Genomic DNA, 24,510 nt, shown 5'->3' with positions numbered 1-24,510 from the left:
GGGATGCGTGTCCAACTGGCGTGGCTGAGGTACTCGAATTCACCGTTCCGGCGCGCGGCACGACCCTGCGTCCGCCCCGCCGACCCCGCACGTCCGGCACGTCCGGCGGCGGCATGCCGGTGATCGCCCCCATGCCCGCAGCGCGGTCGACCCGCATCCCGAACCAGCGCGAGGGGGTCGAAGAGGCCCTGGCGGCCGGCACCACGGTCGACCATCTCACCGAGACCTACCGCGCCCACTACAGGTCGCTCCTCGGCCTCGCGGCGCTCCTCCTCGACGACACCGCGTCCTGCGAGGACGTCGTCCAGGAGGCGTTCATCCGGGTGCACTCGGCGCGCAAGCGCGTGCGCGACCCGGAGAAGACGCTCGCCTACCTGCGCCAGACCGTCGTCAACCTCTCGCGCTCGGCGCTGCGCCGGCGCATCCTGGGCCTGAAGCTCCTCTCCAAGCCGATGCCCGACATGGCGAGCGCGGAGGAGGGCGCGTACGACCAGCTGGAGCGCGACGCCCTGATCAAGGCGATGAAAGGTCTCCAGAGACGCCAGCGCGAGGTCCTGGTCCTGCGGTACTTCGCGGACATGACCGAGGCGCAGGTCGCCGAGACCCTCGGTATATCGCTGGGATCGGTGAAGGCGTACGGCTCGCGTGGCATCGCGGCGCTGCGCGTCGCCATGGAGGCGCCGGCATGAGCGGGAACGACGAGCGAGCACGCCACGACGAGCACGGTCGCCACGGCGACGACGAGCATGAGCAGCACGCTGGGAACGGAACTGTGAACCACGGCCCCTCGGAGAACACGGGCCCGGAAGAGTCGGGCCACCCGAACCAATCGGACCACTCAGATCACTCGGGCCACTCAGATCACTCGGGCAAGGAAGCGAACGCGGCGGACCGCCCGTCGGACTCCTCGGACTCCTCGTCGGCCGGTCCCCCGGCCGACCCGCCGGGTCCCGGTCCGGAGAAGGACGGGACACCGGCGGAGCCCGCGGGCGGCGCCACACGTGTCATGCCCGTCACCCCCGACGCACCGGACCGGGCTTCCGGCAGCACACCGGGCGACTCGGACGACTCGGACGGCGCGGGCGACGGACCCGGCGTGAAGGGACTCGGGCTCGGAGCGGACGGGTTCGGCTCCGACGAACTGGCCCTGCGGCGACTCCTGCACCAGGCCGTGGAGGAGATCGAGCCGACCGACGGCACACTGGACCACCTGCGGCGCGCGGTACCGGCCAGGCGGGCCCGCAAGCGGCAGGCCCTCGTCGGCATGGCGGCCGCCGCGCTCTTCATCGGCACGGCCGTCCCGGCCCTCGTGCACGTCTCGAACGCTTCGGGCCCCGACGCCGACCCGAGCATGGCGGGGCACGCCTCCGAGACCCAGGGCGGCTCGAACGAGGGCAAGGAAGCCTCCGCGGGGAAGGGCTCCGAGAAGTCCCCGAGCGCGCCCGAGAAAACCGACAAGGAAAAGAAGAAGGACAAGAAGGAGAAGGAGAAGGAGGCCAGCGGCGGCAGTACCGTCGACGCCCCGCCCCCGGTCTCCAGCGCGGGCGTGCCGCCCTGTACGCCGACGCAGCTCACCGCCGCGAGCGGCGGCGCCGCACCCGACGCCACCGGTGCGGTCTACGGCAGCTTCACGGTCACCAACGTCTCCGCCGCCGGCTGTACGGTCGTGGGCGGCGGCTCGGTGTCCCCGGCCGCGCTGGGCGCCGCGGACCCGTCCCGGATCGGTACGGTCCTCCACACGGCGGGCGACGCGGCGAGCGGACTGCCCGACCCGTCCGCCTACGCCCCCTCCCTGGTGCTGCCGCCGAACGGTTCGTACTACGTGAAGTTCGCCTGGGTGCCGTCGGCGACCTGCCCGACCGGCGGCGGCACCGGCGGCGGGGAACCGTCCCCCGACCCGACCCCCACGGACACCCCGGCCGGTGACAGCGGCGGCACGTCCTCGGAGGGCACCACCGGCGTGGAGACGCAGCTCATGAGGAATGACGGGACCCTCGACGGAAGCGTCAGCGTGTCCTACGTGGCCGAGGGCGGCGCCCCGTCGGCCTCGACGACCGTGTCCAACGCGTGCGCCGGAACGGTCTACCGGACCGGGATGCTGTCCACCCCCTGATCCCCGACCGGCACGGCGACGGCAGTCACGGGCCCGGGCGACCACCCGGGCCCACCGCCCGACCGGTGAACTTCCCGGTACCGATGCCCGGCACCGATGCCCGGTGCCGGTGTCAGGCCGTGGGAGGGGACGACACCCTCGGGGCCCCCGCGCTCTCCGTGCTCCCCGCACTCCCCGCACTCCCCGTGCTCTCCGTGTGCTCCGCGTCCGCCGGGGTCTCCCCCGTGAGCCCCAGCTCCGCGTCCTGCGCGAACTCCACCTCGCGTCGCAGCAGCCGGAACCACATGAAGACCACGAAGCCGGCGAAGACGAACCACTCACCGGTGTAGCCGAGGTTCTGGAACGCCTTCAGGTCCAGGCCCGTGTCCGAAGGGGCCGTGGCGGGCACGGCCTTCATTCCCGAGTCGGCCTCGGCGAGGGTGATCCAGGCGTCGTACATCCGGTACGGCACGAGGTTCACCAGCGCCGCCGAACTGATCGCACCGGTCTGTCCGGCGGGGAGCCCCCCGGCCGCGGGCACCCCGTTCGACCCGGGTGTCTCCGACGCCTGGAGCGCGCCGGTCACGGTGACCTCGCCGGCCGGAGCCGCCGGGGCCTTCGCGGTGTCGGCGTCACCGGGGAGCCAGCCCCGGACCACCGGCAGCGCCCTGCCGTCGTCGGTGCGCAGCATGGTCAGGACGTAGAAGCCGCTCCTGTCGTCCAGCTCCCGGTCCGGTACGAGTAGCTGCCGCCCGTACCGGCCGGTCACCGTGGCCTGCTTGCCCGACGTCTCCTTGTCCACCGGCAGCAGCTCGGTGAGCGGACGGGCCGCCTGCGTCCTGGCCTCCTCGGCCTGCTCACCGGCGCTGCGATGGTCCTGGACGCGGTCCTCGAACCGTCCCAACTGCCATGACCCCATGAACACGCAGAAGGGGATGGCCAACAGCACGAAGACGTTGATCCCCCACCAGCGGGGCGTCAGCAGGAACCGGTACACAACCCCAAAGGTACGGGGCCCTCGCGGGGAGCGCGGCCGAGGGGTGCCCGGGCCTGCCCCGCCACCGCAGCCCTGGCCCTCGCCTTGGCCCCCGTCCTCACCCTCACCCTCGTCACCGCCCCAGGTGCCGCTCCGCGAACTCCAGCTCCAGTGCGACCTGCTTGATCCGCTCGTCCACGACCAGCGAACCGTGTCCCGCGTCGTAGCGGTACACCTCGTGTTCCGCGCCCCGCGCGGCGAGCCGGGCCACGTAGTTCTCGACCTGGCGGATCGGGCATCGCGGGTCGTTGACCCCGGCGGAGATGTAGACCGGTGCCTTCACCGCGTCGACGTACGTCAGCGGGGACGAGGCCTCGAAGCGCTCCGGAACCTCCTCCGGAGTGCCGCCGAGCAGCGTGCGGTCCATCGCCTTGAGAGCCTCCATCTCGTCGTGGTAGGCCGTCACGTAGTCCGCGACCGGCACCGCGGCGATACCCAGTGCCCACGCGTCGGGCTGCGTACCCAGGCCGAGGAGGGTGAGGTAGCCGCCCCATGAGCCACCGGTCAGGACCAGCCGGTCCGGGTCGGCGGACCCGGACGAGACCGCCCACTCCCGGACGGCCGCGATGTCCTCCAGCTCGATCAGACCGACCCGGTGCTTGAGGGCGTCCGTCCACTCCCGCCCGTACCCGGTGGAGCCCCGGTAGTTGACCCGGATCACCATGTACCCGTGGTCGACCCAGGCCGCCGGGCCCGCCGCGAACGAGTCGCTGTCGTGCCAGGTCGGGCCGCCGTGGATGTCGAAGACGGTCGGGAGGGGACCCGACGCCCCGGCCGGCCGCTGCACGAGGGCGTGGATGCGGCCGCCCGGACCCGTCACCCACACGTCCTCGACGGGCACCGACCGCGGTGCCTCCATACCGGGCGGGTCCAGGACGACCTCGCCGGACGTCGAGCGCACCACCGGCGCCTCGGCGGACGACGACCACAGGTACTCCACGCTGCCGTCGGGGCGGGCAGTCGCCCCCGAGACCGTGCCCTTCGGTGTCCGAACCCGCTCCAGCCGGCGGGACTCCAGGTCGTAGCGCCACAGCTCGCTGCGCGCCTCGAAGCTGTTGACGACGAGCAGGGCGGAGCCGTCCGGGTACCACTCGGCGCTCAGGTCGCCGTCCAGCCGTGCGGCCAGCTCCAGGTCCGTCTCCTCGCCGGACGCCACGTCCCACACCATCGGCTCCCAGCGCCCGCGCCGCTGGTGCCCGACGAGCAGCCGCGTGTCCCCGGCGACCGGCGCGAACCCGAGCACCTCCAGGCCCAGCTCGGCCGTACCGCCCTTGGTGTCGTCCAGGTCGGCCACCGTCGAGCCGTCCATCCGCAGTACCCGCAGCGCGGAGTGCATGGCGTCCCCGTGCTCGGTGTGCTCGACGGCGATCAGCGAGCCGTCGTGCGAGAGGTCGCCGACGCCGGCGGACTCCCGGTGCCGGTAGATCTCGACGGGGTCCTCACCGGTCCGGCTGACGTGGATCGTCGATCCGTCCTCGTCGGTGGACCGGCCGACGACCGCCGTCCGCCCGTCCCGGCCGAGCGCCAGTCCGGCGGGGTAGGAGGGGTCGAGCCCGGGAGCGGCGGGCTCGTCGGGAACGGCCCCGGCCGCAGCCCCGTCCCCGTCCCCGGCTCCAGTCCCGTCCCCGGTTCCGGCGAAGGGCTGCCGCCGCCAGATCCCGAACTCGTCGCCGTCCTTGTCGTCGAACCACCAGATCCACTCGCCGTCGGGCGACAGCACGCCGTCCGTCGTCCCGTTGGGCCGGTCGGTGGCCTGGCGCTGGGTGTTCGTCTCACGGTCCCACGCGTACAACTCGTACGTCCCCGTCGCGTTCGACACGAACAGGGAACGGTGCGGGGCGTCCTCCGCCCAGTCGGGCAGGGACACCCGTGGTGCCCGGAAGCGCTTCTCCCAGTCGGGCATGGTCCCCTCGTGCGGGACCGATCCGTTGCTCTCAGTCATGACCCCATACTGCACGCACCCGGCGACATCGCGCCGACGGGGTCCTCAGCCTGTGGAAAACTCCTTGGACGCAGACTGCCGCAGCAGCGGAAGAATCAGGATCCATGCAGGTCAGGGCGGATTGTCAGGGGTTCGTACGCCGAGGGCCCCTTCCCAGTAGCTCGGCGAGGCCACGTCGGGTGGCGGCGATGACGACGCGGTCCCCGGCCCCGAGCACATAGGTGGGCGGCAGGTCCCAGACCAGCCCCGACGGGCGGCCCGGGACCGGGGCGTCGCGGCCCGGACCCGGCGGGGACGGAGACACGGGACGGTCCGGCGCGGGACGGTTCACCCCGGCCCCCGCCCCCGTCCCGGCCGGGGCTGCCGTGTCGAGGGCCAGTACCCGCCACGACCCGGCGCGGAACGCCTCGGCGACGGTACGGCCCTCCAGCTGCGGATGGCTCGCGACCTCCAGGACCGCGAAGAGGAGCACCCGCCTCTCCACGGGGATCGCCCCCAGGATCTGGCGGCCCACCATCGCTCCGGCGAAGGCGGGCGCGGCCAGGTGCGAGACGCTGCGGCTGCGGGTGAGCGCGTCCGGATGGGTGGCGCGCAGGGTGCGGTAGACGGCCGTGGCGAAGACGTCGTCGTACAGGCGCAGGACGACGCGCAGATCCGGGCGTACCGACCGTGCGTACAGGGCGGCTTCGAGGTTGGTGGTGTCGGCGCTGGTCAGGGCCAGCAGGGCGTGTGCCCGGTGGATCTTGGCGGCTTCCAGTACGCCTTCCTGGGTGACGTCGCCGAGGACGACGGGCACGCGCAGCCGGCGGGCCAGCGCGAGCCCGCGCGCCTCGGGGTCGGCCTCGACGCACACCACGGGGATGCCGAGTTCACGAAGGCGCGCGAGGACCCGCGTACCGATCTTGCCGAGGCCGAGGAGGACGACGTGACCGGAGAGCCCCCGCGGCGGTTTCCGCAGCGCCGACCCGCTGCGGAACGTACCGAGACCCTCCAGGACGGCGGCGAGCAGGACGGGAAGCAGCAGCAACCCGACCAGACCGGAGAGCAGTTGGAGGATCTGGCGGCCGAGAGGGGCGTCGAGCGCCGGTTCGTTGATGGCGAAGAGATCGAGGAGGGTCAGGTAGACGGCGTGCAGCGGATGGGCGCCCGTAATCGTCACCGACGCGACCGCGAGCGCGATCACACAGGCCACCAGACCGGCGAACGACCAGCGCAGCCGCCGGGAGAAGAGCCTGCCGAAGGGCACCGCGAAGGGTATGCCGGCGGGCAGCACACCGCGGCCCGCGGGAAGCGGCGGACCGGAGTACGACACGGTCTCCAGGACGACGGTGCCGCGACCGGTCGCTGCTGCCACGGACTCCTCGTCGGGCAGCAGCCGGGGCCCGTGCTCGCCGCTGTCCTCCGAACCGTCCGCGCCCGCCGGGTCGCTGGCCGTGGCGGAGAGCAGCGCCAGCGTGCACAGTCCGGGGTCGGCGACCTCACCGGGCCCCGGCGGCCGCCGTTCCACGGCCCGCAGCATCAGCCCGTCGGTCTGCACGACCTTGCTGGTCCCGGCCACCGCGGTGGCGGCCAGCGCCGGCGCGGCGGTGTCCGCGTCGGAGAGCACGGTGGTGGAGGCGTCGAGGAGACCGGCCGCGGACGGATCCGCGGATTCCCCGACACCCGCCATGGCCAGGGCGGACGCCTGGTCCAGCAGGGCCTCGATGTGCTGTCCGAGACGACGGTTGTAGAGCCGTACGACCAGCCGCAGACGCGGGTTGAGCCGGCGCGCCATGAGGGCGGCACGGATGTTCGTCTCGTCGTCGTCGTGGACGAGCGCCAGCGCGGCGGCGTGCTCGACCCCGGCGTCGGCGAGTACGGCCTCGGTGAGCACCGCGGCCTCCAGCACCCGTGCCGGGCCCGGCTCCTCGGAGAGGCCGACACGACGACCGGACGTAGCGCCGCCGCTGCTACCGCTGCCACCGTTGTCGTCGGCGTCACTGTCTCTGTTGTTTCTACTGTCTCTGCTGCCGCCGTTGTTGCCGGTGAGGCCGTTGTTGCCGGTGAGGCCGGTGAGGCCGTTGTCGCCGGTGAGGCCGTTGCCGGCGGCCCGGCCCATGACGGCCGACACACGGTCGAGCAGCGTCGAGGCACGGGCCCGTCCGACGACCGGAGGCCGCGCGGTCCGCTCGGCGGACGGTACGACCAGTGTCACCCGCTCCCCGTAGACACCGCGCAACTCGGCCGCCAGCCGGTGCGCCAAGGCGTCGTCCCCGCACACCACCATGTGCGCACCACGAACGTCAGGTCCGCTCTGATCCGGAAGGCTTCCCACAACAGCACAGAGTGCCTCACCCGGACGGGTGGTTGCACAGCGGTGTGCGGTAGGGGAGTTGACGCGGATCCGTACGCCTCTACCCGGATCCGTACGCGCCGACCCGGATGAGAAGCTGGGCCGCAACGGGCGTACTGAAGGTGGAGGGCGATCCACCGACGAAGCCCTCCCCTACCGGAGGTACCTCTCCCGTGACCACGACCGACCCGGTTCCGCCCCCGGTCGACAACCGCGAACAGGCGGCGCCGGGCAAGCCGAAGGGCTGGCAGTTCGACTCGTCCCTCGTCCTCACCATGGTGCTGCTCGCGGGGGTGGCGCTCCAGGGACCCGTCCGCGGGGCGCTGTCGGCTCCCGTGGTGCAGAGCTGGATGACCGTGTTCGTCGCGGTGATGGTGCAGGCGCTGCCCTTCCTCGTGCTCGGAGTCCTGCTGTCGGCGGTCATCGCGGTGTTCGTCCCGCCGTCGTTCTTCGCCCGCGCGCTGCCGGAACGGCCGGTCCTCGCGGTACCGGTCGCCGGGATGGCGGGGGCGGTGCTGCCGGGGTGCGAGTGCGCGTCCGTGCCGGTGGCCGGGGCGCTGGTGCGCCGGGGTGTCACACCCGCGGCGGCGCTGGCGTTCCTGCTGTCGGCGCCGGCGATCAACCCGATCGTGCTGACCGCGACCGCCGTCGCGTTCCCCGGCGAGCCGCGGATGGTCCTGGCCCGTTTCGTGGCGAGCCTGCTGGTGGCCTGCGCGATGGGCTGGCTCTGGCACCGGCTCGGCCGTAGCGACTGGCTGCGCCCGCCGGCCCGCCCTGTGTCGGACGGCCTCGGCAGGGGAGCGGCGTTCTGGGGATCGGTACGGCACGACGTGATGCACGCGGGCGGGTTCCTGGTGGTCGGCGCGATGGCCGCGGCCACCCTCAAGGCGGTGGTCCCGGCGGACTGGCTCGGCCTGGCCGCCGGTCACCCGGTGGTGGCGGTCCTGGCCCTGGCGGTGCTGGCCGTACTCCTGTCCATCTGCTCCGAGGCGGACGCCTTCGTGGCCGCGTCCCTGACCCAGTTCTCACTCACGGCCCGGCTGACCTTCCTGGTGGTGGGCCCGATGATCGACCTGAAACTGTTCGCGATGCAGACGGCCACGTTCGGCCGCGAGTTCGCCCTGCGCTTCGCACCGGCCACGTTCACACTGGCCGTCCTGGTGTCGTCCCTGGTCGGGGCGGTGCTCCTGTGAACCGCCAGGCACAGGCGGCCGTGCTGTTCCTCACCGGCGGGGCGATCCTGCACACGGGCCTCACCGACCTCCACCTGCGGTACGTCAAGGCGGGGCTGAGGCCGTTGCTGCTGGCGGCGGGGCTGGTCCTGATCGCGACGGCGCTGGCGACGATCCGGTACGAACGCCGGGCCGCACGCACCCACCCCCACAAAGCCCTTCCCTCCGCCTCCGTCCCCGCCCCCGCCCCCTCTCCCGTCCCCACCCATGTCCACCGGGAGCCCTGGATCGCCTGGCTCCTCGTCCTCCCCCTCCTGGCCCTCGTCCTCGTCTCCCCGCCCGCCCTCGGCAGCTACAGCGCGATGCGCACGGGCACGGCCCTGCAGAAGCAGCCGTGGGGCTTCGCGGACCTGCCCGCCGGCGACACGGTCCGGCTGAGCCTGGTCGACTACGCGGGCCGGGCGGCGTACGACGGGGGCCGCTCGCTGGCCGGCCGCCGTATCAGGACCGCGGGCTTCGTGGCGGTGGACCGCGACGGCGCCCCGTACCTGGTCCGGATGGCACTCAGCTGCTGCGCGGCGGACGGCCAACCGGTGAAGGTAGGCATGACGGGCCGGACGCCTCCGGTCCTGCGCCCGGACGCCTGGCTGGAGGTCACCGGCACGTACACGCCGAAGCGGATCGAGGATCCGGTGAACGGCGGCGTCATCCCGTTCCTCGACATCACGGAGGCGAAGCCGGTCGAGGCCCCCCGGGACCCGTACGACGAGAGCTGGAACGGCTGAGCCGGAGCGGACGGGGACCAACCTGTCGATCCTCTGTCGATCCGGGGGATGCGTGGGGAAAGAGGGCCGGGGTTCGGTCAGGATGAAGGAACGGCGGTCGAGGCCGCTCAATCCTTTCGCTCCTCTCAAGGAGGCCCGGAACGATGAACCGCAACCACGTCCACCCCTCCAGGCGCGCACTCCTGGGCGGTGCCGCCCTCACCGCGTTCACGGCGGCGACCGGCACGGGCACGGCGAACGCGGCACCCACGACCTCCCCGGCCACGTGGCCGACGGAGTTCCCGCTGCCCGACGGCTTCCTCCCCGAGGGCATAGCCATCGGCAGGAAGCCGTACGCGTACATGGGCTCGCGCGCCAACGGCGCCCTGTACCGCACGGACCTGCGCACGGGGAAGGGCGGGATCCTCTTCGCGGGCGGCACCGGCCTGGTCGCGGTGGGTCTGAAACTCGACCACGACGGCCTGCTGTACGTGGCGGGCAACACGGGAGTGGCCCGTACCCACGACTCCCGCACGGGCGAGATCGTCACGACGTACCGGCTCACGGAAGCGACCGGCCACTTCATCAACGACGTGACGCTCCTGGGCGACCGGGCCTGGTTCACGGACTCACGGGCCGCGGCGCTGTACGCGGTCCCGCGCGGCCGGTCCGGAGCCGTACGGACGCTGCCCCTCACCGGAGACTGGGTCCAGCTCCCGGACGTCAACAACGCCAACGGCATCGTGGGCACCCCTGACGGCCGTGCCCTGATCGTCGTGAAGAGCACCCCGGGCGAGCTGTACAAGGTGGACGTCCGAACGGGCCACGCCACGAGGATCACCCTGGTCGGCGCGACGGACGTGGTCAACGGCGACGGCCTCTACCGCACGGGCCGCACCCTGTACGTGGTCCAGAACCGCCTGAACCGCATCAGCGTGTTCCACCTGGACGCCAGGTCCACGACGGCGACCCTGACCGGCACGATCACGGACCCCCGCTTCGACGTCCCCACCACGGCAGCCCGCTACGCGAACCGCCTGTACCTGGTGAACGCCCGCTTCACGAGCCCCCAGACCCCGGAGACGACGTTCACGGGGGTGGCGGTCCCACTCTGACCCGCCCTCCACGGGAACCGCCACAAGCACCGACGGCACTCCACACCGGGCGCGCTTCCGTCCGTGCCGTCACCACGGGCGGGGCACGACGCGGCACGGCCGGCCTGGAACACCTGGCCGGCCCCACCGACCCGCGCATCCGGCCCGCTCACCGGCCCGCGCGTCCGGCCCGTCGCTTCAGGCCGGCAACCAGCCATTGACCCACCACGTCGGACACGACCAGGCATGTGCCGAAAGAGACGCATCCGCCCAGGAATGCCCGGGAAGCAGACGCCAGAACACAGCACCCACGCCGTAGCCGAACACCAGGACAGCCACCAGCGCCCACAACCGCCGCCGCGCCCGCCACCCAACCGCCCCGGCCGTCCGAGCGAGGCGCTGGATCTGGAGCAGGCGAAAGCCGTGCTCATCGCCGCGCGACCGTCACGGCTGTACGCCTACCTCGTGCTCCCGCTCCTCAGCGGCGTACGCACGGAAGAGGCGCGCCCCCTCACCTGGGACCACGTCTTCCTGGAGGCGACGGACGGCATCCCGCCCCACGTCGCGGTATGGCGCTCGGTGCGCAAGCACGGTGAGACGAGGACCAGGAGGAGCCGCCGGACCACCGCTCTGCCCAAGCAGGTGGTCGACGTCCTCGAAGAGCACAGACGATGGCAGAAGCGGGAGCGAGCGTCGAAAGGGATGGAGTGGAGCCCGGCCGGCCGTGTCTTCACCACCCGGAGCGGTGAGCCGCTCGACGCGGCCAACGTTCGGCGAGACTTCAAGGCCATCGCGAAGAAAGCCGGACTGAAGCCCGAGTGGACCCCGCGGGAACTCCGGCACAGCTTCGTGTCCCTGCTCTCGGACCACGGCATCCCCTGGAGCGGATCGCGCTCCTGGTCGGCCACAGCAGCCAGGCGACCACAGAGGCGGTCTACCGCAAGCAGCTCCGGCCCGTGATCACACAGGGCGCCGAAGCGATGGACGACATCTTCGCCGAAGAGCAGGAGGGGGAGGACGCGGAGACCGACGAAGAGGGCGGCACGGTGGCCTGACCAAATGCGTTTGGCCCCCCCGTTTGGCCCCTCGAGCACGACAGAGGCCCAATCGCTATCAAGCGATTGGGCCTCTGACCTGTGTCGGGGTGGCGGGATTTGAACCCACGACCTCTTCGTCCCGAACGAAGCGCGCTGCCAAGCTGCGCTACACCCCGATGTCGCTGGTGGCGGGCCACTCTCGTGGTGTGCCGTGGCGACGTCGTTTACTTTAGCCCACTGGTGGCCGGAGACGAAATCCGGTTTTCGGGGGGCCGGTGGCGGCGCGACCCGGGCCTGAGGTGGTCCAGGGCGACGAGGAGGACGGCCAGGCCGTAGCAGGCGACGCCGAGGATGGCGACGTTGCCCAGGACCTCGACGAAGCCGTGCCGGGTCACGTCGAGGAAGGGGTACGGGTAGCGGGCAGGGGTGCCCGGGGGCAGGAGCACGCCCCGGATCACCGTGGTGGCCAGGTACGCGACCGGAAGGATCGTCCACGTCGCCGCGCTGTGCAGGCGCAGTGCTCCCGGGCGGGTCAGCAGGAGCCAGTCCAGCGCCACCGCGGCCGGCACCGCCGTGTGCAGCAGGTGGTCCGCCACCGCGTGCCAGACCGTGGGCGTTCCGCCGCCCGACAGGGAGAACGGGATCGTGTCGTCCGCCAGGATCAGGTGGTGGGCCAGGCCCGCCCCGACCGCGTACAGCACCGTGCCGGCGGTGACCGACGGCCGCAGCGGATGGCGTGCCGTCCAGGCCCGCCGGGCCGTGACGGCGAACACCGCGGTTGTCAGGATGCCGCTCAGAACGGTGAAGTGGCTCAGGGCGCGTACCGGGCTGCCCGACAGCAGGCCGAGCACCACGCCCGTGGCGGCCGCGAGCGCGACGAGGAGGCGGAAGAGGGCGACCACGGGGCGGCGTACGCGGGGGAGCACGGCGTACGCCGGCACCACGGGGACGGCCGCGGCGGCGGCCTTGGCGGCTATGCCGGGGACCCTGGGTATGTCCGGGATCTCCGCAGGTATGGGGGCGGTCATGCCCTCACGCTAGGCGTATCGGACAAAAGGGGCTAAGTGGATTCCGCCGGACGGGTGTCGCCGAGGGCCCCGCCCCGCTCCTCTCCCTCACCGCGCGCCACCGGCCGCCACCGGCTCCTGTCGCCCTCACCGGCTCCTGCCAGCCGCGTGGCTCCTGCCGGCTCCCACCGGCTTCCGTCGGCGCCCACCGGCTCCCCGGCCGGAAGCCCGGCCCGGCCGCTACGCGGAGGTCCGTGTCGTCAGCGTCAGCAGTGTCGCCTCCGGCGGGCACGCGAACCGTACCGGCGTGTACCTGCTCGTCCCGCAGCCCGCCGACACGTGCATGTAGGACGTCCGGCCGGACTCCGCCTCCGTGTACGTGGACAGGCCCTTCACCCGCTCCGTGTCGAGGTCGCAGTTGGTGACCAGGGCGCCGTAGAAGGGGATGCACAGCTGTCCGCCGTGCGTGTGGCCCGCCAGGATCAGCGGGTAGCCGTCCGCGGCGAAGGCGTCCAGCGCGCGCAGGTACGGGGCATGCACGACGCCGAGCGAGAGATCGGCGGCGGCGGACGGGCCGCCGGCCACGCGCGCGTACCGGTCACGCTTGATGTGCGGGTCGTCGAGGCCGGTCAGCTCGATCTCGAAGCCGTCGATCTTCAGTGAGTTCCGGGTGTTGGTCAGGTTCAGCCAGCCCGCCGCGTCGAACCCGTCGCGCAGTTCCTCCCACGGGTTGTGGACCACGTTCGTGGCGGGCGCGTTGCCGTTCAGCCCGTGCCGGCCCTGCACCTTCTCGTACAGGTAGCGGGCGGGGTTGCGCAGGGTGGGCCCGTAGTAGTCGTTCGAGCCGAAGACGTACGCCCCGGGGAACTCCATCAGGGGGCCGAGGGCGTCCATGACCTCCGGCACGCCCTCCGGATCGGAGAGGTTGTCCCCGGTGTTGATGACGAAGTCGGGGCGCAGGCCGGCCAGCGAACGCAGCCAGCGCTGCTTCTTGCGCTGACCGCAGACCATGTGGATGTCGGAGACCTGGAGCACCCGCAGCGGCCGTACACCCGGCGGCAGCACCGGGACCGTCACCCGCCGCAGACGGAAGGAGCGGGCTTCGAACCCCGCCGAGTAGATCAGACCGGCGGCGCCTGCCGCCGCAATTCCCAGGGGTACTCCGTATCGCGCGCGCATACGCCCATCGTGTCAGACCCCCGTCGCCCCGGACCCCGTGGGAGGCCCCCGGCCGACGGGAGCCCAATCCACGGGCGGTCGTGGCACCACACCTGCGACAATCACCCCATGACCACGCTCAAGTCGAAGCTGCAGGCAGACCTCAACGCCGCGATCAAGGAGCGCGACGAGCTCCGCTCCTCGACGCTCCGGCTGACCCTCGCCGCCGTCCAGAAGGAGGAGGTCGCGGGTACGCAGAAGCGCGAACTCTCCGACGACGAGGTGCAGAAGGTGATCGCCAAGGAGGCGAAGAAGCGCCGCGAGGCGGCCGAGGCGTTCGCGCAGGGCGGCCGTGCCGAGTCGGCCGAGCGCGAGAAGGCGGAGGGCGAGGTCCTCGCCGGGTACCTGCCGAAGCAGCTCTCCGACGACGAGCTCCAGCAGATCGTCGCGCAGGCGGTCGAGGAGGCGAGGGCGGCCGGGGCGGAAGGGCCCCGGGCCATGGGCCAGGTCATGAAGATCGTGAACCCGAAGGTGGCCGGCCAGGCCGACGGCGGACGCGTCGCCGCGGCGGTCAAGAAACTGCTCGCGGGCTGAGTACCGCGGTCCTGTCTGCCCGGGGAGACCTGGGCCTACCGGACCCACCCGGACCCACCGGACCCACCGGACCCACCCGGGGAGACCCGGGGAGACCCGGACCCACCGGACCCACCCGGGGAGACCCGGGGAGACCCGGACCCACCGGACCTGCCCGGAGAGACCCGGGCAGGTCCGGTCGGGGCCACGACCGGCCCGGTCACCACCAGGCAGGTCGTGACCGGTCAGGTCCACGGCCGGCCGCAGCGTACGCCGATGGGGGCGCCCCCATGCAGCATGGGGGCGCCCCCATCGGCGTATCCGTGGAGTTCAGGGGGTCGGTTTACGGCCAGCCCTCCCAGCCGCCTCCCCCGTTCCCTCCGCCGTTGTTCCCCTCGTTCCCGCCGATCGTCCACTCGTCCGGGACCGAGAACGTCGGCGTCGGGAACTGGGGCTGACCGGGACCGCCGTTGTTCCCGCCCCCATTGTCATTTCCCCGGTTGTCCCCGTTTCCGCCGTTGCCGTCGTTTCCGCCGTTGCCGTTGCCGTTGCCGTTGCCGTTGCCGTCACCGGGACCAGGACCAGGACCGGGGCGGTTGCCGTCGTCCCCGTTGCCGTCGTCCCCGAGGCCCTCGTCCCCCTCGTCGCCGTCGGGGATGTTGACGAGGTTGAAGCCCGGGGACTCCTTGCCCAGCAGGGCGCCGGTCATGGCGTCCTTCCAGATCGGCCCCGGCACCGCGCCGCCGAAGACCTTCTCGTGCCACTCCCCGCCGATCGTGATGTCGACCATCCTGACCTTCTGGGTGGCGCTGCCGACCCAGACCGCGCCGGACAGGTTCGGCGTGTAGCCGACGAACCAGGCGTTCTTGCGGAAGTCCGTAGTACCGGTCTTGCCGGCGTTGGGGCGGTCGGTGAGACCCGCCTGCTGGCCCGTACCGGAGTCGACCACACCACTGAGCAGCGTGTTGATGGTGTCCGCGGTGGTCTCCGACATCGCGCGTGAGCACGACGACTTCGGCACCTGCAGGGACTTCTTCTCACCGCCGAGCTGCTGGCTGATCGACGCGATCGCGATCGGCGTGCAGTACGTGCCCCGGTTGGCGAAGGCCGCGTACGCGCTCGCCATGGTCAGCGGCGAGATGCCGGTGGAGCCGAGGGTGAGTCCCGAGGGCACCTGGGGCAGCTTGGTGCCGTTGCCCTGCACGACGCCCAGCTTGTCGGTGAGCTTCGCGACCGGGCACATGCCGGTGTCTTCGAGCATCTGCACGAAGTACGTGTTGACCGACATCTCCATGGCCTTCTTGAGCGGGTACGGGCCGACCTCCGACTCGTCCTCGTTCTCGACCTTGGCGTTCTCGCTGTTGCGCCAGACCTTCCCGTCGCACGCCCGGACCCGGTCGGGGTACGGCATGTCGTACGGGGCCGAGTAGACCTGCGTGGGCGGCTTGCCCTCCTCCAGGGCGGCCGCGGCCAGGAACGGCTTGAACGTCGAACCGGTCGGGAACCCGAAGTTCGACCCGCCCATCGCGTGGTCGACCGAGTAGTTGATCTCGGTCTCGTTCTTCCCGTAGCCGAACGGCTTCGACTGCCCCATCGCCAGGATCCTGCCGGAGCCGGGCTCGACGAGCGTCGACGCCGCCGCGACCTTGTCCGACTGGTTGACGTGGTCCCTGAGCGAGGCCTGGACCGACTTCTGGGCCTGCGGGTCGAGCGTCGTCCGGATCGTCAGACCGCCCTGGTCCCAGACCTTCGCCCGGTCCTTCTGCGTCTTGCCGAAGACCGGGTCGGTCAGGAAGACCTTGCGCACGTAGGAGCAGAAGAAGCTGGCGTCCTTGGCGGCCGTGATGCAGCCGTTCTTCGGCTTGCTGACCTTCAGGCCGAGCGGCTTCGCCTTCGCCGCGGCGGCCTCCGCCTGCGAGATGTCGTGCACCTCGGCCATCCGCTGCAGCACCACGTTGCGCCGCTTCACGGCCTCGGCCTCGTCGTTGACCGGGTCGTACCGGCTCGGCGACTGGACGATGCCGGCGAGCAGCGCGGCCTCCTGCACCTCCAGGTCCCTGGCGGACTTGGAGAAGTAGCGCTGGGACGCGGCCTCCACGCCGTAGGCCTGCTGCCCGAAGAACGTGATGTTCAGGTAGTTCTCGAGGATCTTCTTCTTGCCGAGCTCCTCCTCGACCTGGATCGCGTACTTCAGCTCGCGGATCTTGCGGCCGAGGGTCTGCTGGGTGGCCTGGGCGACCTTGGTCGCGTCGTCGCCGGCCTCCTCGACGAAGACGTTCTTGACGTACTGCTGCGTCAGCGTCGAGGCACCCTCCGAGACCTCGCCGCTCTGCGCGTTCTTGTTCAGGGCCCGCAGGACGCCCTTGAGGTCGACCGCGCCGTGCTCGTAGAAGCGCGCGTCCTCGATCGCGACGATCGCCTTCTGCATGTACGGCGAGATGTCCTTGAGGTCGACCACCGTGCGGTCACGCGAGTAGACCGTGGCGAGCTGGCCGCCCTGGTTGTCCAGGATCACGGTGCGCTGGCTCAGGGGCGGCCGCTTAAGGTTCGCCGGGATCTCGTCGAACCCCTCGACCGACCCCTTGGCGGCGAGGCCGAGCGCGCCGAACGCCGGTACGGCGATCCCGGCCATGACAGCCCCCGCGAGCACACTGACACCGAGGAACTTGGCGGCCTGCTGCGTGGGAGACAGACCACCGCCCGAACGCTTTTTTGGCATGAGGGCAGCCTACGTTCTCATTCGCCGGACACGCGTAAGGCATTGGCCTAAGCTGCTCTCAACTGTCACAGCAGTAGGGCTACGTATCAATACGTCCGGCGACCCCGAATCGTTTCGGACCTCGCTCGACTTTTTTGCCGAGCGCGTGTCCGAATACGCCTTGTGTGTCATCCGGCGTCCGTTGTGACGCAACTGAAACGCCCCGGTTTGCCGGGAAGGTCACGTATGTCGTCGGGTCACTCCGTTGGGTGATCTGTCGCGTACCCATAGTCCATTCGGGCCATTCAAGATTGGGCCCGAAGGGGCTGGTTGACTGTGCCCACCTTCCGTAACGTCCTCAACTGGCGGCGGTGAATATGCCGCTGCCGCCGTGGGGGAGCCTCGATTCGGGAGAGGACGGCGCCGGTATGGGCTGGGTAACCGACTGGAGTGCGCAGGCGGCCTGCCGCACTACCGATCCGGATGAACTGTTCGTGCAGGGAGCAGCGCAGAACAGGGCCAAGGCGGTGTGCACCGGATGTCCGGTGCGCACGGAGTGCCTGGCCGACGCGCTGGACAACCGTGTCGAGTTCGGCGTGTGGGGAGGAATGACGGAGCGGGAGCGCCGCGCACTGCTGCGTAGGCGGCCGACCGTCACCTCTTGGCGCAGGCTGCTCGAGACAGCGCGTACCGAGTACGAGCGGGGGGCGGGAATACTGCCCCTCGACGAGGAAGAGGTGTACGAGAACTACGCAGCGGTCGGCTGACCGGGCCTTCGCGCCGGGTTCAGTGCCGGGCCTTCGCGCCGGGCTTCGGCGCCAGGCTTTTGCGTCGGGCTTTCGCGCACGCGGCGGACTTGGGGGCAGGCCCGCGGGCGGGCCCGCAGCGGCTCCGTCTGCGCCGCGGCAACGACTCCGTCTGCGCCGGAGGTGCGTGCCAGGGGTGCGAGTGGCGTCCTCGGAGGTACGAGTGATGTCCACGTGACCCCTGTACGACGGCGTACGCGATAGGAGCGCGTACGCCGCCCATGCGCTGTGCGCCGCCCATGCGCTGTGCGCCGCCCATGCGCTGTGCGTCGATCCGCGTGGCGTACCTGACGTGTGCCCGCGTGGCGTGCGGCGCCGCACGCCGGCCACCACGGCCCCAGCGATCCCGTGAGGCTCAGGAATCCGCGAGGCTCAGGAACCTCCGGCCGCGAGCCGGTCCCCGATGTCCCGCAACCCGGTGAGGTCGTGCACGTCGCCGGGCAGCGCCGCCACTTCCGCCACCGCCACCTCGGGGTGGAGCGCGGCGAAGCGGTCGCGCGTGCGCTGCTCGCGGGAGAGCAGCCGCATGCGCTCGGCGTGCAGCCTCAGCAGACCTGCGGTGAGCTGTTCGACGGTGCGGTGGTCGGCGTGGTGGTCGTCCGGCCCGGCTCCGTCGGTACCGGTCCGGTCCGCGGCGGGGGAGCCTGCGTCGGATACGGGAGCCTCGGGGGCGTCGGTCTCGGTGGCGGGCGTTTCTGAAGCGGGTGAATCCGGATCGAACGGCTCCGGAGCGGGCGACTTCGGAGCAAACAGTTCTGAAGCGGGCGATTCTGAAGCAGAGGCTTCTGAACTGCCGTGCGGATCGGGAGAGTTACGAAGTCCAGCTTTCCCGTCCACCTGATCCACAATGCGGGCCTGTTCAAGATTTTCCGCGGCGGTGATCGCACGTTCGGCGGACAGCTGGGTGGCGCCGCTGCCGTGGACCCGGTTCAGTACGAGCCCGGCGAGCGGCATGTCCTCCGCGGCCAGCCGTTCCACGAAGTACGCCGCCTCGCGCAGCGCGTCCCGCTCCGGGACCGCGACGACCAGGAACGCCGTCCCCGGCGCCTGGAGCAGCTTGTACGTGGCGTCCGCGCGGGTGCGGAAACCGCCGAAGGTGGTGTCCATGGCAGCCACGAACGTCTGCACGTCCTTGAGGAGCTGGCCGCCCAGCAGCTTGCCGAGGGTGCCGGTCATCATCGACATCCCGACGTTCAGGAACTTCATCCCGGCCCGGCCGCCCAGCTTGGCCGGCGCGGTCAGCAGCCGGATCAGCTTGCCGTCCAGGAACGAGCCGAGCCGCTTGGGGGCGTCCAGGAAGTCCAGGGCCGAGCGCGAGGGCGGCGTGTCGACGACGATGAGGTCCCACTCGTCGCGGGCCCGCAGCTGCCCCAGCTTCTCCATCGCCATGTACTCCTGCGTGCCCGCGAAGCCCGCCGAGAGCGACTGGTAGAAGGGGTTGGCCAGGATCGCGGCCGCCCGCTCGCGGTCGGCGTGCGCCTCGACGATCTCGTCGAAGGTGCGCTTCATGTCGAGCATCATCGCGTGCAGCTCACCGCCCGCGGAGTCGTCGATGCCCTTCACCCGGCGCGGGGTGTTGTCGAGCGCGTCGATGCCCATCGACTGGGCGAGCCTGCGCGCCGGGTCGATCGTGAGGACGACCACCTTGCGGCCGCGTTCGGCGGCGCGCAGCCCCAGGGCCGCCGCGGTGGTGGTCTTGCCGACGCCGCCCGAACCGCAGCAGACCACGATGCGGGTCCCCGGGTCGTCGAGCAAGGTGTCGACACCCAGGAGGGAGTCCCGCGCGCGGGCGGGTCCGTCCGTGCGGACAGGGTCGTCTGCGTGGACAGGGCCGTCCACGTGAGCGGAGTCATCCGCGGGGGCAGAATCGTCCGCGGGGGCAGAATCGTTTGCGCGGGCCGGGTCCTGGCTCATGAGATCCCTTGCTGACGCAGTTCCGTGGCGAGTTCGTACAGGCCCGCGAGGTCCATTCCCTCGGCGAGCAGCGGGAGTTCGTGCAGCGGCAGGTCCAGGTCCTGCAGGACGGCCCGCTGCTCGCGCTCCAGCGCGTACCGCTCGGCGTACTCGTGCGCCTGCTCCAGCAGCGGCTCCACCAGGCGCTCGGCGACCCCGCCGCGGCGTGCGCCGCCGAGTCCGGCGGCCGACAGCGACCTGGCGACGGCCGTGCGCGGTGCCTCGCGTGTGAGCTCCAGGTCGGCCTCGTCGAGGATCGCGGGCCGCACCATGTTCACGATGGTCCGTCCCACCGGCAGCCGCGCGGCACGCAGCTCCGCGATGCCGTCGGCGGTCTCCTGGACGGGCATCTCCTCCAGGAGCGTCACCAGGTGCACGGCGGTCTCCGGGGACTTCAGCACCCGCATGACGGCCTGCGCCTGGTTGTGGATCGGGCCTATCCTGGCGAGCCCCGCCACCTCGTCGTTCACGTTCAGGAAGCGGGTGACCCGCCCGGTCGGCGGGGCGTCCATCACGACGAAGTCGTACGTGAACCGCCCGCGCTTGTCCTTGCGGCGTACGGCCTCGCACGCCTTGCCCGTCAGGAGCACGTCCCGCAGGCCGGGCGCGATGGTGGTCGCGAAGTCGATGGCGCCCAGTTTCTTCAGGGCGCGGCCGGCGCCGCCGAGCTTGTAGAACATCTGGAGGTAGTCCAGAAGGGCCAGCTCGGGGTCGATGGCGAGGGCGTACACCTCCCCGCCCCCGGGGGCGACGGCGATCTTCCGCTCCTCGTAGGGCAGCGCCTCCGTCCCGAAGAGCTGCGCGATGCCCTGTCTGCCCTCGACCTCGACCAGAAGGGTGCGCCTGCCCTCGGTCGCGAGGGCGAGCGCGAGTGCTGCGGCGACCGTGGTCTTTCCGGTACCGCCCTTGCCGCTGACGACCTGAAGCCTGCTCACGTCTTCGAGCCTAATTCCTCACCGGATGTCACGGTGGCCGTGGGTGGGGTTGCGGGCCCCGGCCCCGATCTCCCGGTCCCGGGCCCCGGGGCCCTCGGCCCTGCCTCGCATACGGGTGCCCAGGAGACGCCCCGCCCGGTCACCACCCCGGCCTCGGGCCCGGTCACCACCCCGGCCCCGGCCCCGGGCCCGGTCACCGGCTCAGCCGTCCGCCCGGTCATCGCTCCGGCCGTCCACCCGGTCACCGGTGCGGTCACCGGCCGGAGACGTACGGCGAACCCGTGCGCGGGCTGCGCGGGCTGCACGGGCTGCACGGGCTGTGAGGAGGGCGTGCGGTGCCAGCGGATACAGTCGCCCCCATGACCAAGTGGGAATACGCAACCGTGCCTCTGCTCGTCCACGCCACGAAGCAGATTCTGGACACCTGGGGCGAGGACGGCTGGGAGCTCGTCCAGGTCGTGCCCGGGCCGAACAACCCCGAGCAGCTCGTCGCCTACTTGAAGCGGGAGAAGGCCGCGTGAGCGCCGTCGAGGCGAAACTGGCCGAACTGGGACTGACCCTGCCGGACGTCGTGCCCCCGCTGGCCGCGTACCAGCCCGCGGTGCGTTCGGGCGTGTACGTGTACACGGCGGGCCAGCTCCCGATGGTGGACGGCAAGCTCCCGGTCACCGGCAAGGTGGGCGCGGAGGTGACGCCCGAGGAGGCCAAGGAACTGGCCCGCACCTGCGCGCTGAACGCCCTCGCGGCGGTCAAGTCGGTCGCGGGTGACCTCGACCGCGTCGCGCGCGTGGTGAAGGTCGTCGGGTTCGTCGCCTCGGCCGCCGACTTCACCGGCCAGCCCGCCGTCCTGAACGGCGCGAGCGAGCTGCTGGGCGAGGTCCTCGGCGACAAGGGCGTGCACGCGCGCAGCGCGGTCGGCGTGGCGGTCCTGCCGCTCGACGCACCCGTGGAGGTCGAGATCCAGGTGGAGCTGACGGAGGCGTAGGCGGGACCGCCCTGCTTCTGCGTGCTGTCTCGGACGCAGGCGGACATTCGGGTCCCGGCACGCGTTCGGGTGCCGTCCCGGGTTCTGGCGTGCGTTCGGGCGCCGGCGCGCACATACGGGCCCTCCCGGGGAGCGGTGGTTGCCTCTCGAACATCAGCGCACTCCGGGATAGCCTCCGGCCATGGCGAACGGTCAGTGGTACCCCCCGGAGTGGCCCGAGAGGATCCGCGCACTCGCGCAGGGCACGCTCACACCGGTCGTCCCCAGGAGGGCGGCCACCGTCATGCTGCTCAAGGACACCGACTCGGCCCCCGCCGTGCACATGCTGCGCAGGCGTGCCTCCATGGCCTTCGCCGGAGGCGCGTACGCGTACCCCGGCGGCGGTGTGGACCCGCGGGACGACGACCGGCACGTCCGCTGGGCGGGCCCCACGCGCGCGTGGTGGGCGTCCCGGCTCGGGGTCGACGAGACCGCCGCCCAGGCGATCGTCTGCGCGGCGGTCCGTGAGACGTACGAGGAGGCGGGTGTCCTGCTCGCGGGGCCGGCCCCGGACACCGTGGTCGGCGACACCAGCGGGGACGACTGGGAGGCCGACCGGGCCGCCCTGGTCGCCCGTGACCTCTCCTTCGCCGAGTTCCTCGACCGCAGAGGACTGGTCCTGCGCTCCGACCTGCTGGGTGCCTGGACGCGCTGGATAACCCCGGAGTTCGAGCCGCGCCGCTACGACACCTGGTTCTTCGTGGCCGCCCTCCCGGCGGGCCAGCGCACCCGCAACGCCTCCACGGAGGCCGACCGCACCGTCTGGATCCGCCCCGCGGACGCGCTGGACGGCTACGACAGGGGCGAGCTCCTGATGATGCCGCCCACCATCGCCACCCTGCGCCAGATCGGCGCGTACGGGACCGCCGCGAAGGCCCTCGCTGCCGCGTCCGCGCGGGACCTGACACCCGTCCTGGCCCGGGCCCGGCTGGTCGACGGTGAGCTGGTGCTCAGCTGGCCGGGCCACGACGAGTTCACCAAACACATCCCGACCGGTGGAGCCTCCGCATGACCGACGCCGCAGCCCTTCCCGGCCAGCCACGCGGCGGGGTGCTCTCCGGCCCCGCCACCCCGCGTGCCGTCAACGTCCTCGCCCCCAACGCGTCCGCGATGACCCTGGACGGCACCAACACCTGGATCGTGGCCGAGCCCGACTCCGCACTCGCGGTGGTGATCGATCCGGGACCCCTGGACGACGTACACCTGCGGAACGTCGTCGACACCGCCGAGAGGGCCGGCAAGCGGGTCGCCCTGACCCTTCTGACACACGGGCACCCGGACCACGCCGAGGGCGCCGCACGGTTCGCGGAGCTGACGGGCACGAAGGTGCGGGCGCTCGATCCGGCGCTGCGGCTGGGCGACGAGGGCCTGGCCGCCGGGAACGTCGTCACCACGGGCGGCCTGGAGCTGCGGGTCGTACCGACGCCCGGCCACACCGCCGACTCGCTCTGCTTCCACCTGCCCGCCGACGGCGCCGTGCTGACCGGCGACACCGTCCTGGGCCGCGGCACCACGGTGGTGGCCCATCCCGACGGGCGCCTGGGCGACTACCTGGACTCCCTGCGGCGGCTCAGGTCCCTGACGGTCGACGACGGCGTCCACACGGTCCTGCCGGGCCACGGACCGGTCCTGGAGGACGCCCAGGGAGTCGTCGAGTTCTACCTCGCCCACCGCGCCCACCGCCTCGCCCAGGTGGAGACGGCCGTCGAGGACGGTTACACGTCCCCGTCCCAGGTGGTCGCCCACGTATACGCGGACGTCGACCGCTCCCTGTGGCCGGCGGCGGAACTGTCGGTACGGGCCCAGCTGGACTACCTCCGGGAGCACGGGCTCATCGGACGGGAGTGAGAGGCACACGACTGGGGCGCACGTCACCGGGGCGCACGCCACTTGGGCGTACGTCACCGAGACGTACGACGCCGAGGGGCCCTGCCACAGCTGCGGCAGGGCCCCTCGGTGGGGTCGGTGGGGTCGGTGAAAGGCCGTGAGGTAGTACGGCCGACACGGCGGTGACCGTGACAGCTAGCGCGAGCGCTTCGCCAGGCGTTCCACGTCCAGCAGGATCACCGCGCGGGCCTCCAGCCGGAGCCAGCCGCGGCCCGCGAAGTCCGCGAGCGCCTTGTTGACCGTCTCGCGGGAGGCACCGACCAGCTGGGCCAGTTCCTCCTGGGTCAGGTCGTGCACGACGTGGATGCCCTCCTCGGACTGCACGCCGAAGCGGCGCGACAGGTCCAGGAGCGCGCGGGCCACCCGGCCCGGCACATCGGAGAAGACCAGGTCGGACATCTGGTCGTTGGTCTTGCGCAGTCGGCGGGCGACGGCACGCAGCAGGGCGGCGGCCACCTCGGGCCGCGCGTTCAGCCAGGGCTGGAGGTCGCCGTGGCCGAGGCCCAGCAGCTTCACCTCGGTCAGCGCGGAGGCCGTAGCCGTGCGCGGGCCCGGGTCGAACAGCGACAGCTCACCGATGAGCTCGCCGGGACCCAGCACCGCCAGCATGTTCTCGCGGCCGTCGGGGGATGTGCGGTGGAGCTTCACCTTGCCCTCGGTGACCACGTACAGCCGGTCTCCGGGGTCGCCTTCGTGAAAGAGCGCGTCGCCGCGTGCGAGGGTCACCTCACTCATGGAGGCGCGGAGCTCCGCGGCCTGCTCGTCATCGAGCGCCGCGAAGAGCGGGGCGCGCCGCAGAACGTCGTCCACGAGTTCTCTCCTTGTCGACCTGCTCAGGGGATCTTGTACCCGGTGTATCAGGGGACCGTGTTCCCCGTTTTGCCGGACGGTCCACACAGTGTGATCAGTCACAAGTCTGCCGCACGGGCGTGTCGGGCAGTGCGGCAGGGGGCCAATTGGGGGCCGATCTCCGGTGGCCCGGGCGGATGTCGGCGCCGGG

At 71.8% G+C, this 24,510-nt stretch carries 21 protein-coding genes, 1 tRNA gene and 1 pseudogene; 12 read left to right on the top strand and 11 right to left on the bottom strand.

All coding sequences use genetic code 11. The annotated features are described in order from the left end of the window. Positions 1-20 precede the first annotated feature (20 nt). Complete coding sequence (locus tag KM933_RS27050; RefSeq protein WP_221356753.1) at positions 21-689, top strand: SigE family RNA polymerase sigma factor; 669 nt, start codon at positions 21-23, stop codon at positions 687-689. 172 nt (positions 690-861) lie between these two features. Here KM933_RS27050 and KM933_RS39700 read toward each other — a convergent pair whose 3' ends face one another. After that, positions 862-1,008, bottom strand: coding sequence for a hypothetical protein (locus KM933_RS39700; protein ID WP_260334210.1), 147 nt, complete (start codon positions 1,006-1,008; stop codon positions 862-864). Between KM933_RS39700 and KM933_RS27045 the strand changes: the two genes are divergently transcribed. After that, positions 1,007-2,113 (top strand): hypothetical protein, encoded by a 1,107-nt coding sequence (locus KM933_RS27045; protein WP_260334209.1) that lies wholly within the window; start codon positions 1,007-1,009, stop codon positions 2,111-2,113. The two genes, KM933_RS39700 and KM933_RS27045, sit on opposite strands and share 2 nt — an antisense overlap. Positions 2,114-2,225: 112 nt before the next feature. Here the strand turns inward: KM933_RS27045 and KM933_RS27040 are convergent, their stop codons facing one another. The 3 genes from KM933_RS27040 to KM933_RS27030 all read right to left on the bottom strand — a co-directional run bounded on the left by KM933_RS27040 (position 2,226) and on the right by KM933_RS27030 (position 7,336). After that, the gene (locus tag KM933_RS27040) at positions 2,226-3,089 is read right to left on the bottom strand and encodes an SURF1 family protein (protein ID WP_221356749.1); all 864 of its coding nucleotides are present in this window, start codon (positions 3,087-3,089) and stop codon (positions 2,226-2,228) included. Positions 3,090-3,201: 112 nt separating this feature from the next. Beyond that, complete coding sequence (locus KM933_RS27035) at positions 3,202-5,070, bottom strand: S9 family peptidase (protein WP_221356747.1); 1,869 nt, start codon at positions 5,068-5,070, stop codon at positions 3,202-3,204. Positions 5,071-5,194: 124 nt separating this feature from the next. Next, positions 5,195-7,336, bottom strand: coding sequence for a potassium channel family protein (locus tag KM933_RS27030; protein ID WP_221356745.1), 2,142 nt, complete (start codon positions 7,334-7,336; stop codon positions 5,195-5,197). Positions 7,337-7,575: 239 nt separating this feature from the next. Between KM933_RS27030 and KM933_RS27025 the strand changes: the two genes are divergently transcribed. The 4 genes and pseudogenes from KM933_RS27025 to KM933_RS27010 all read left to right on the top strand — a co-directional run. Next, entirely contained in the window at positions 7,576-8,595 is a 1,020-nt protein-coding gene (locus tag KM933_RS27025) for a permease (protein ID WP_308013561.1), read from the top strand. Further along, positions 8,592-9,359: a TIGR03943 family putative permease subunit gene (locus tag KM933_RS27020; protein WP_221356741.1), complete on the top strand. Its 768-nt coding sequence runs from the start codon at positions 8,592-8,594 to the stop codon at positions 9,357-9,359. Before KM933_RS27025 ends, KM933_RS27020 begins: the two co-directional genes overlap by 4 nt. A gap of 143 nt (positions 9,360-9,502) precedes the next feature. After that, positions 9,503-10,453 (top strand): SMP-30/gluconolactonase/LRE family protein, encoded by a 951-nt coding sequence (locus KM933_RS27015; protein WP_221356739.1) that lies wholly within the window; start codon positions 9,503-9,505, stop codon positions 10,451-10,453. A 345-nt stretch (positions 10,454-10,798) separates the two neighbouring features. Further along, positions 10,799-11,487, top strand: a pseudogene (locus KM933_RS27010) (site-specific integrase); the annotation flags it as partial. A gap of 84 nt (positions 11,488-11,571) precedes the next feature. Here KM933_RS27010 and KM933_RS27005 read toward each other — a convergent pair. The 3 genes from KM933_RS27005 to KM933_RS26995 form a co-directional block, all read right to left on the bottom strand. Further along, positions 11,572-11,645, bottom strand: a tRNA-Pro gene (locus KM933_RS27005). 48 nt (positions 11,646-11,693) lie between these two features. Continuing rightward, positions 11,694-12,497 carry a Pr6Pr family membrane protein gene (locus tag KM933_RS27000; RefSeq protein WP_221356737.1) on the bottom strand — a complete coding sequence of 268 codons (804 nt, stop codon included), beginning with the start codon at positions 12,495-12,497 and terminating at the stop codon, positions 11,694-11,696. Positions 12,498-12,716: 219 nt separating this feature from the next. Further along, the gene (locus KM933_RS26995) at positions 12,717-13,655 is read right to left on the bottom strand and encodes a metallophosphoesterase (RefSeq protein WP_221356735.1); all 939 of its coding nucleotides are present in this window, start codon (positions 13,653-13,655) and stop codon (positions 12,717-12,719) included. Positions 13,656-13,763: 108 nt separating this feature from the next. Between KM933_RS26995 and KM933_RS26990 the strand changes: the two genes are divergently transcribed. After that, positions 13,764-14,228, top strand: coding sequence for a GatB/YqeY domain-containing protein (locus tag KM933_RS26990; RefSeq protein WP_221356734.1), 465 nt, complete (start codon positions 13,764-13,766; stop codon positions 14,226-14,228). Between the two features lie 322 nt (positions 14,229-14,550). Here KM933_RS26990 and KM933_RS26985 read toward each other — a convergent pair whose 3' ends face one another. After that, positions 14,551-16,926: a transglycosylase domain-containing protein gene (locus KM933_RS26985; RefSeq protein ID WP_221356732.1), complete on the bottom strand. Its 2,376-nt coding sequence runs from the start codon at positions 16,924-16,926 to the stop codon at positions 14,551-14,553. Between the two features lie 407 nt (positions 16,927-17,333). Here KM933_RS26985 and wblA point away from each other — a divergent pair, with 407 nt between their 5' ends. Further along, positions 17,334-17,672 carry a transcriptional regulator WblA gene (gene wblA / locus KM933_RS26980; protein ID WP_055515737.1) on the top strand — a complete coding sequence of 113 codons (339 nt, stop codon included), beginning with the start codon at positions 17,334-17,336 and terminating at the stop codon, positions 17,670-17,672. 411 nt (positions 17,673-18,083) lie between these two features. Here the strand turns inward: wblA and bagB are convergent, their stop codons facing one another. Continuing rightward, positions 18,084-19,625: an ATPase BagB gene (bagB, locus tag KM933_RS26975; RefSeq protein ID WP_221356729.1), complete on the bottom strand. Its 1,542-nt coding sequence runs from the start codon at positions 19,623-19,625 to the stop codon at positions 18,084-18,086. Then, positions 19,622-20,599, bottom strand: a complete 978-nt coding sequence (gene bagA, locus KM933_RS26970; RefSeq protein WP_221356726.1) for an ATPase BagA — start codon at positions 20,597-20,599, stop codon at positions 19,622-19,624. Before bagA ends, bagB begins: the two co-directional genes overlap by 4 nt. 359 nt (positions 20,600-20,958) lie before the next feature. Here bagA and sp36 point away from each other — a divergent pair, with 359 nt between their 5' ends. From sp36 to KM933_RS26950, 4 genes are all read left to right on the top strand, one after another. After that, positions 20,959-21,120, top strand: a complete 162-nt coding sequence (gene sp36 / locus KM933_RS26965; RefSeq protein ID WP_014178397.1) for a Sp36 family protein — start codon at positions 20,959-20,961, stop codon at positions 21,118-21,120. Continuing rightward, positions 21,117-21,584 carry a RidA family protein gene (locus tag KM933_RS26960; RefSeq protein WP_221356724.1) on the top strand — a complete coding sequence of 156 codons (468 nt, stop codon included), beginning with the start codon at positions 21,117-21,119 and terminating at the stop codon, positions 21,582-21,584. The genes sp36 and KM933_RS26960 overlap by 4 nt, the downstream gene beginning before the upstream one ends. A gap of 181 nt (positions 21,585-21,765) precedes the next feature. Then, on the top strand, positions 21,766-22,635 hold the full coding sequence (locus KM933_RS26955; RefSeq protein ID WP_221356713.1) for an NUDIX hydrolase: 870 nt from the start codon (positions 21,766-21,768) through the stop codon (positions 22,633-22,635). After that, positions 22,632-23,471, top strand: a complete 840-nt coding sequence (locus KM933_RS26950; RefSeq protein ID WP_221356711.1) for an MBL fold metallo-hydrolase — start codon at positions 22,632-22,634, stop codon at positions 23,469-23,471. The genes KM933_RS26955 and KM933_RS26950 overlap by 4 nt, the downstream gene beginning before the upstream one ends. A 174-nt stretch (positions 23,472-23,645) precedes the next feature. Here KM933_RS26950 and KM933_RS26945 read toward each other — a convergent pair whose 3' ends face one another. Then, entirely contained in the window at positions 23,646-24,320 is a 675-nt protein-coding gene (locus tag KM933_RS26945; RefSeq protein WP_016642758.1) for a Crp/Fnr family transcriptional regulator, read from the bottom strand. Between the last annotated feature and the right edge of the window lie 190 nt (positions 24,321-24,510).

The organism is Streptomyces beigongshangae (genome assembly GCF_019710745.1).
Classification (GTDB): domain Bacteria; phylum Actinomycetota; class Actinomycetes; order Streptomycetales; family Streptomycetaceae; genus Streptomyces; species Streptomyces beigongshangae.
The sequence above is the reverse complement of the archived record's forward strand: the minus strand, read 5'-3'. Positions and strand labels throughout refer to the sequence as shown.

Bases quoted from the DNA above. Each gene is read 5' to 3' on its own strand.
- sp36 (WP_014178397.1), top strand. From the start codon at position 20,959: ATGACCAAGTGGGAATACGCAACCGTGCCTCTGCTCGTCCACGCCACG.
- KM933_RS26985 (WP_221356732.1), bottom strand. From the start codon at position 16,926: ATGCCAAAAAAGCGTTCGGGCGGTGGTCTGTCTCCCACGCAGCAGGCC.
- KM933_RS27035 (WP_221356747.1), bottom strand. From the start codon at position 5,070: ATGACTGAGAGCAACGGATCGGTCCCGCACGAGGGGACCATGCCCGAC.
- KM933_RS27000 (WP_221356737.1), bottom strand. From the start codon at position 12,497: ATGACCGCCCCCATACCTGCGGAGATCCCGGACATACCCAGGGTCCCC.
- KM933_RS26990 (WP_221356734.1), top strand. From the start codon at position 13,764: ATGACCACGCTCAAGTCGAAGCTGCAGGCAGACCTCAACGCCGCGATC.
- KM933_RS27015 (WP_221356739.1), top strand. From the start codon at position 9,503: ATGAACCGCAACCACGTCCACCCCTCCAGGCGCGCACTCCTGGGCGGT.
- wblA (WP_055515737.1), top strand. From the start codon at position 17,334: ATGGGCTGGGTAACCGACTGGAGTGCGCAGGCGGCCTGCCGCACTACC.
- bagB (WP_221356729.1), bottom strand. From the start codon at position 19,625: ATGAGCCAGGACCCGGCCCGCGCAAACGATTCTGCCCCCGCGGACGAT.
- KM933_RS39700 (WP_260334210.1), bottom strand. From the start codon at position 1,008: ATGACACGTGTGGCGCCGCCCGCGGGCTCCGCCGGTGTCCCGTCCTTC.
- KM933_RS26950 (WP_221356711.1), top strand. From the start codon at position 22,632: ATGACCGACGCCGCAGCCCTTCCCGGCCAGCCACGCGGCGGGGTGCTC.
- KM933_RS27030 (WP_221356745.1), bottom strand. From the start codon at position 7,336: ATGGTGGTGTGCGGGGACGACGCCTTGGCGCACCGGCTGGCGGCCGAG.
- KM933_RS26955 (WP_221356713.1), top strand. From the start codon at position 21,766: ATGGCGAACGGTCAGTGGTACCCCCCGGAGTGGCCCGAGAGGATCCGC.
- KM933_RS27045 (WP_260334209.1), top strand. From the start codon at position 1,007: ATGCCCGTCACCCCCGACGCACCGGACCGGGCTTCCGGCAGCACACCG.
- KM933_RS26995 (WP_221356735.1), bottom strand. From the start codon at position 13,655: ATGCGCGCGCGATACGGAGTACCCCTGGGAATTGCGGCGGCAGGCGCC.